The 5,831-nt window shown below is 77.0% G+C and carries 5 protein-coding genes and 1 pseudogene; 3 read left to right on the forward strand and 3 right to left on the reverse strand.

What is annotated here, in order from left to right; genetic code table 11:
* Together GSF02_RS18170 and GSF02_RS18175 are read left to right on the forward strand one after the other, a co-directional pair.
* Window positions 1-469 (forward strand): annotated as a pseudogene (locus GSF02_RS18170) (hypothetical protein); the annotation flags it as partial.
* Complete coding sequence (locus GSF02_RS18175) at window positions 466-1,971, forward strand: family 20 glycosylhydrolase (RefSeq protein WP_159798777.1); 1,506 nt, start codon at window positions 466-468, stop codon at window positions 1,969-1,971. The pseudogene GSF02_RS18170 and the gene GSF02_RS18175, both read left to right, overlap by 4 nt.
* A gap of 43 nt (window positions 1,972-2,014) precedes the next feature.
* Here the strand turns inward: GSF02_RS18175 and GSF02_RS18180 are convergent, their stop codons facing one another.
* Window positions 2,015-3,676: a dolichyl-phosphate-mannose--protein mannosyltransferase gene (locus GSF02_RS18180; RefSeq protein ID WP_235915692.1), complete on the reverse strand. Its 1,662-nt coding sequence runs from the start codon at window positions 3,674-3,676 to the stop codon at window positions 2,015-2,017.
* A gap of 32 nt (window positions 3,677-3,708) precedes the next feature.
* On the opposite strand from GSF02_RS18180, the gene rsmI reads away from it, so the two are divergent.
* On the forward strand, window positions 3,709-4,599 hold the full coding sequence (rsmI, locus tag GSF02_RS18185; RefSeq protein ID WP_159798779.1) for a 16S rRNA (cytidine(1402)-2'-O)-methyltransferase: 891 nt from the start codon (window positions 3,709-3,711) through the stop codon (window positions 4,597-4,599).
* Between the two features lie 175 nt (window positions 4,600-4,774).
* Here the strand turns inward: rsmI and GSF02_RS18190 are convergent, their stop codons facing one another.
* Together GSF02_RS18190 and GSF02_RS18195 are read right to left on the reverse strand one after the other, a co-directional pair.
* Window positions 4,775-5,350 (reverse strand): isochorismatase family protein, encoded by a 576-nt coding sequence (locus GSF02_RS18190; RefSeq protein ID WP_159798780.1) that lies wholly within the window; start codon window positions 5,348-5,350, stop codon window positions 4,775-4,777.
* Window positions 5,351-5,385: 35 nt separating this feature from the next.
* Window positions 5,386-5,637: a hypothetical protein gene (locus GSF02_RS18195; RefSeq protein ID WP_159798781.1), complete on the reverse strand. Its 252-nt coding sequence runs from the start codon at window positions 5,635-5,637 to the stop codon at window positions 5,386-5,388.
* Window positions 5,638-5,831 lie beyond the last annotated feature (194 nt).

Here is a 5,831-nt window from a genome sequence, read left to right on the forward strand (position 1 = left end):
CGCGGGCCCGGTCGTGCCGACTGTCGTGGTCGGGGCCGCCACCCGGCAGGTCTCGCCCGGGGCGGACGGCGCGTACCTGCGGTCCGTGCCGCTCGCCGAGCTCGAGCCGGTCGTCGACGCCGCGCGCGCCGCCGGCCAGCAGGTGCTGCTCGAGGTCGAGGGCGGCAGCGCACGCCTGGACGACCAGGTGCGGGACCTCGAGCCGCTGCTGCGCCGCGGCGGCGTCGGCGTCGTGCTGCACCCCGAGCAGCGGCGCTCCGGCGCGGGACTGGATCGCGGCGGCAGCGTGCCGGTCGCCGAGCTGCAGGCCGCCGTGGACTACCTTGCGAGCGTGGTGACCGACGACGCTCTGCCTCAGACCCTGCTCGTGGTGCACGACCTCGACGACGCCGTCGTGGACGCGGGCGCCCTGGACGCCCGGCCGCAGGTGGCCGTGCTCGACGCGGACGCGCTGGAGGTGGCGTCGTGACGGCCCCCGGTGTGCTTCCCCTGGTGCCGTGGCCGACGGCGGTGGAGCGCCGCGACGCGCCGCCGCTGGCGGTCGCGGCGGTGCGCGTCACCGGCGACGACGTGCCGGCGGCGCTGGTGGCCGAGCTGCTCGAGCCGGTGGGCGTGACGGTGCTGGCCGCGACCGGCGCCGGCGCGGACGCCGTCACCCTCGACCTGCGCCTCGACCCCGCGGCGGGCCCGGCGGGTGCCGACAGCCCCGAGCGGTACACCCTCGCCGTCGGGCCGGAGCGGGTCGAGGCCCGCGCCGCGGAGCCGGTCGGCCTGCTGCACGCGGTGCGCACGCTGCGCCAGCTCGTCACCCGGCCGGCGCTCGACGCCGGCACCGCCGCGGTGACCGGCGCGGCGCCCACCGTGCCCGCCGTCGTCGTCCACGACGCGCCGCGGTACGCCTGGCGCGGCCTGTCCTTCGACGTCGTGCGGCACTGGTTCGGCCCGGCCGACGTGCGCGCGGTGGTCGACCTCGCCGGGGCGTACAAGCTGCGCGTGCTGCACCTGCACCTCACCGACGACCAGGGCTGGCGCATCGAGATCCCGTCCCGCCCGGCGCTGACCGAGCGCTCGGGCGGCACGCAGGTGGGCGGCGCCGTGCCCGCGGGGCAGCGCGGCTACCTCACCGTCGAGGAGTACCGCGACCTGCAGGCGTACGCCGCCGCGCGGCACGTGACGATCGTGCCGGAGGTGGACCTGCCCGGGCACACCAACGCCGCCACCCACGCCTACGGCGAGCTCACACCGGACGGCGCCCCGACCGACGCCTACGGCGGCACCGAGGTCGGCTTCTCCCGGCTGTGGGCCGACGTGCCCGCCACCGAGCCGTTCCTGCGCGACGTGCTCGGCGACCTGGCCCGCATGACCGACGGGCCGTGGCTGCACGTCGGCGGCGACGAGGCGCCCAAGGTCGAGCCCGCGGAGTACGCGGCGATCATGGAGCTGGCCCAGCGCATCGTGCGCGAGCACGGCAAGACCCCGGTGGCCTGGCAGGAGGCCGCGCGCGCCGCCGTCGAGCCCGGCACCGTGCTGCAGTTCTGGGACCCGCACGTCGACGACGCCGCGGCCGCGGTGTTCGCGCGCGCGGCCGAGGCCGGCGCCCGGTTCGTCGCCTCGCCCGGCTCGCGCGCCTACCTGGACATGAAGTACGCGCCCGGCCACCCGCTCGGCCTGGAGTGGGCGGGCCACGTCGAGGTGCGCGACGCCTACGACTGGGACCCCGCCACCGCGGTGCCCGGCGTCCCCGCGGACGCCGTCGTGGGCGTCGCCGGCGCGGTGTGGACGGAGACGCTCACCACGCGCGACGAGCTGTTCTCGATGCTGCTGCCGCGCCTGCCCGCGCTGGCCGAGGCGGGCTGGAGCGCTGCCGAGGCGCGGGACTGGGAGGCGTTCGCGGCGCGGCTGGCCGGCCAGGCCCCCGTGTGGCGGGCGCTCGGGTGGGCGTTCCACCCGTCGCCGCAGGTCCCCTGGTGACGCGGCCTCCGGCCGCGCGCCACGGCGTGCGGCCGGGGACCGGTCAGACCCAGGACCGCAGCCGGACGACCTCGCGCCAGTAGTCGTAGGGCACCTGCAGCCCCGTCCACAGCGGGTAGAAGATCGCCGAGACCACGCAGATCGCCGTCACGACGCCGACGATCGCGCCGACCACCGCGGCGCGCCCGCGCGGGCGCCGCTCGGTCTCCTCCAGCGCCACCACGCCCACGTAGACCAGCGTGAGGATCACCCACGGCGTGAACGCGATCGTGTAGAAGGTGAAGACGGTGCGGCCCAGGTACTGGAACCACGGCAGCCACCCGGCGATCGTGCCGGACAGCACCGCCAGGGCCCGCCAGTCGCGCCGCGTGATGCCGAGGTAGGCCACGACGACGATCGCCAGCGCGGCCAGCCACCACAGCAGGGGGTTGCCCAGCGAGGTGATCGCCTGCACGCAGTCGCCCGCCGCGGTGGCGGGGCACGTGCCCTCGCCGGGCGCGTGCTTCTCCCAGAAGAACGACGTGGGCCGCCACTGGATGATCCAGCCGAACGGGTTGGCCGCGTACGCGTGCTCGGAGTCCAGCGTGGTGTGGAACTTCCACATCTCGACGTGGTAGTGCACGAACGAGCTCAGGGCGTCGGGCAGCCACGTCACGCCCTGTCCGGGGTTGTCCGCCGCCCACTGCCGGAAGTACGCGCCCGGGGTGGCGAACCACGACCACCAGCTCGCGACGTAGACGACGAGGGCGGTGGGGACCATCTGCACGAACGCCGGGACGCCGTCGGCCAGCAGCCCGTCCTCCCACCAGCGGCCCACGCCGGCCGCGCGCCGCGCCGCGAGGTCCCACGCCACGGTGAGCAGGCCGAACGCGGCCAGGAAGTAGACGCCCGACCACTTGGTGCCGCAGGCCAGGCCGAGCGCGACGCCCGCCGCGAGCCGCCACCAGCGCAAGCCCAGGCGCGGGCCGTACCGGCCCACCGACCCGCCGGCGTCGACGATCGCCCCGACCCGTTCCGCCAGCCGGCGGCGGGCCCAGTCGCGGTCGAGCAGCAGGCAGCCGAACGCCACCAGCACGAACAGCATGAGGAACTGGTCGAGCAGCGCGGTGCGCGAGTGCACGATCGCCTCGCCGTCCACCGCCATGAGCAGGCCCGCCACCAGGCCCATCGCCGTCGACGCGAACAGGCGCCGGGCGATGCGCGTCACCAGCAGCACGGCCAGGACGCCGGCGACGCAGCTCGCCAGCCGCCAGGCGGCCGAGCTGGTGGCCCCGCCGCCGAGGTCCATGCCCAGCGCGATGAGCCACTTGCCCACCTGCGGGTGCACCACGTAGGCCGCGCGGTCCAGGTACGAGGTGACGTCGCCGGCCACGAAGGCCGGGTCCGGGTCGTCCGGCCACTGCGCCTCGAACCCCAGGCGCCCGAGCGTCCAGGCGTCCTTGACGTAGTAGGTCTCGTCGAACACCAGGGCGTGCGGCCGGCCGAGGTCCCACGCCCGCAGCACGGCGGCGAGCAGCGTGACCGCCAGGGCCCCCGCCCAGCCCCACCGGCGGTCGTGCAGCGTGGCGCCCAGCGCCAGACGGCGGCGGCCCAGCAGCACGCGCAGCAGGCGGTCGCGCGTCGGCGGCTCGTCGGCGGCGGTCGGCGTGGTGGCAAGGGCGCCGCGCGCCAGGTCCTCGCCCGCGGGCCGGGGGACGTCGGTCACCGGCACATCGTAGGCGTGCGACCCTGGGAGCCATGACCTCCCCGCAGCCCGGAACGGCGACGTCCGGCGTGCCCGAGGCCGGATCGCTCGTCCTGGCCGCCACCCCCATCGGCAACGCGGAGGACGCCTCGCCGCGCCTGCGCCGCCTGCTGGCGCAGGCCGACGTCGTCGCCGCCGAGGACACCCGCCGCCTGCACGCCCTCGCCGAGCGGATCGGCGTCGCCGTCGGCGGCCGCGTCGTGTCGTACTACGAGCACAACGAGACCGCGCGCGCCGACGAGCTGCTCGACGTCGTCGACGGCGGCGGCACCGTCGTCGTGGTCACCGACGCCGGCATGCCGTCGGTCTCCGACCCCGGCTACCGCGTCGTGGCCCGGGCCGTCGAGCGGGGCCTGCGCGTCACCGCCGCGCCCGGCCCGTCCGCCGTCCTGACCGCGCTGGCGCTCAGCGGCCTGCCGACCGACCGGTTCACCTTCGAGGGGTTCGTGCCCCGCAAGCCGGGGGAGCGGTCCCGGGCCCTGTCGGCGCTCGCCGCCGAGCCGCGCACGATGGTGTTCTTCGAGGCGCCGCACCGCATCGCGGCGACGGTCGAGGCCATGGCCGGCGCGTTCGGTGCCGAGCGGCCGGCCGCCGTCGCGCGCGAGCTGACCAAGACCTACGAGGAGGTGCTGCGCGGCCCGCTCGGCGAGCTCGCCGCGACGGTGGCGGCGCGCTCCGCCGACGGCGAGGGGCTGCGCGGGGAGATCTGCGTCGTCGTCGGCGGGGCGCCGGCCGTCCGAGCGGCGAGCCTCGAGGAGCTCGTCGGGGAGGTGCTCGACCGCGTCGCGGCGGGCGAGCGCCTCAAGGACGTGGCCGGCGACGTCGCCGCGACCGCGGGCGTCTCGCGCCGCGACCTCTACAACGCGGCCCTCGCCGCGAGATAGAGACCTCCCCGCGCGAGATAGAGAGCTCCCCGCGCGAGATAGAGACCCCTTCGCCGAGATGGTCGGCCGCGACGCCGATGTCGTCGCGACCGCGTCCCCGGTCGCGCGGAGAGCTCTCTATCTCGCGCGGGGGAGTTCTCTATCTCGGCGGGGGAGCTCTCTATCTCGCGGGTGGTCAGGCGGCGGTGCTCGGGAGCAGCTCGACGCCCGCCGCGGCGAGCTCGCGCCGCGCCGCCTCGCCCTGCTCCGGCGAGACGGGGATCGTCAGGTCCGTCAGCACCCGGGCGCCGAACCCCGCCTTCACGGCGTCGAGCGCCGTGTGCTTGACGCAGTGCGACTCCACCAGCCCGACGACGTCCACCACCTCGACGTCCGCGTCGCGCAGGATCTGCTCGAGCGTGCGGCCGGAGTACTCCACGCCGTCGAACCCGGAGTACCCGGGGTCGAACTGGCCCTTCTTCACCTGCGCGTCGAGCTCCAGGCCGGCCAGCGCGGGGTGCAGCTCGGCGTTCGCCGTGCCGGCGACGCCGTGCGGCGGCCACGAGTCGACGAAGTCCGGGTTCTGCGAGAAGTGCTCGCCCGGGTCGACGTGCCAGTCCTGCGTGGTCACGACGACGGCGTACCGGCCGCGGTGGTCGCGCGCGTAGGCCGCGACGTCCTCGGCCACCCGGTTGCCGCCCTCGACGGCGAGCTCGCCCCCCTCGCAGAAGGTGGGCTGGACGTCGACGACGAGGAGCGCGCGCGTGGTCATGCGCCCACTCTGCCACCGGTCGGGGCGCGCGGGGGTCAGTGCACGGGCGGCGGCGGGATCTCCGGCGGCACGGGCGGGGTCGCCTCGGCCTCGGACGGTGCCGCGGCGGGCACGTCGTCGCCGGTCCGGTCGCCGGCCGGCCCGGCCGGGCTGCCGTCCGGGGCGAGCGGCTCGCCGGCCTCGCCCTGTCGGACGTCGCCGTCGGGCGCCCCGTCGCCGCGACCGCCGACCTGGTGCAGCCCGAGCGCCACCGCCGCGACGACAGCTCCCAGCACCGTCCTGACCATCTCGCCGTCCCCTCGGGCGCCGGCGCGCCCCTCGGCCCCGAGTCTGGTGCGGGCGCCGGGCCGTCGCACGGCGGCGCCGGCGCGCCGCCGGCCCCGAGGCGTCACCATGGACCCGTGGACGCACGACGACGGCGCGGCGCGACGACGCGGGGCCAGGGCGGCGCGGTGCGGCCCGCGCCGCGGCGCAGGGCGGC

The sequence above is a fragment of the Puerhibacterium puerhi genome (genome assembly GCF_009846865.1).
GTDB lineage: Bacteria > Actinomycetota > Actinomycetes > Actinomycetales > Cellulomonadaceae > Puerhibacterium > Puerhibacterium puerhi.

Bases quoted from the DNA above. Each gene is read 5' to 3' on its own strand.
- GSF02_RS18190 (WP_159798780.1), bottom strand. From the start codon at position 5,350: ATGACCACGCGCGCGCTCCTCGTCGTCGACGTCCAGCCCACCTTCTGC.
- rsmI (WP_159798779.1), top strand. From the start codon at position 3,709: ATGACCTCCCCGCAGCCCGGAACGGCGACGTCCGGCGTGCCCGAGGCC.
- GSF02_RS18195 (WP_159798781.1), bottom strand. From the start codon at position 5,637: ATGGTCAGGACGGTGCTGGGAGCTGTCGTCGCGGCGGTGGCGCTCGGG.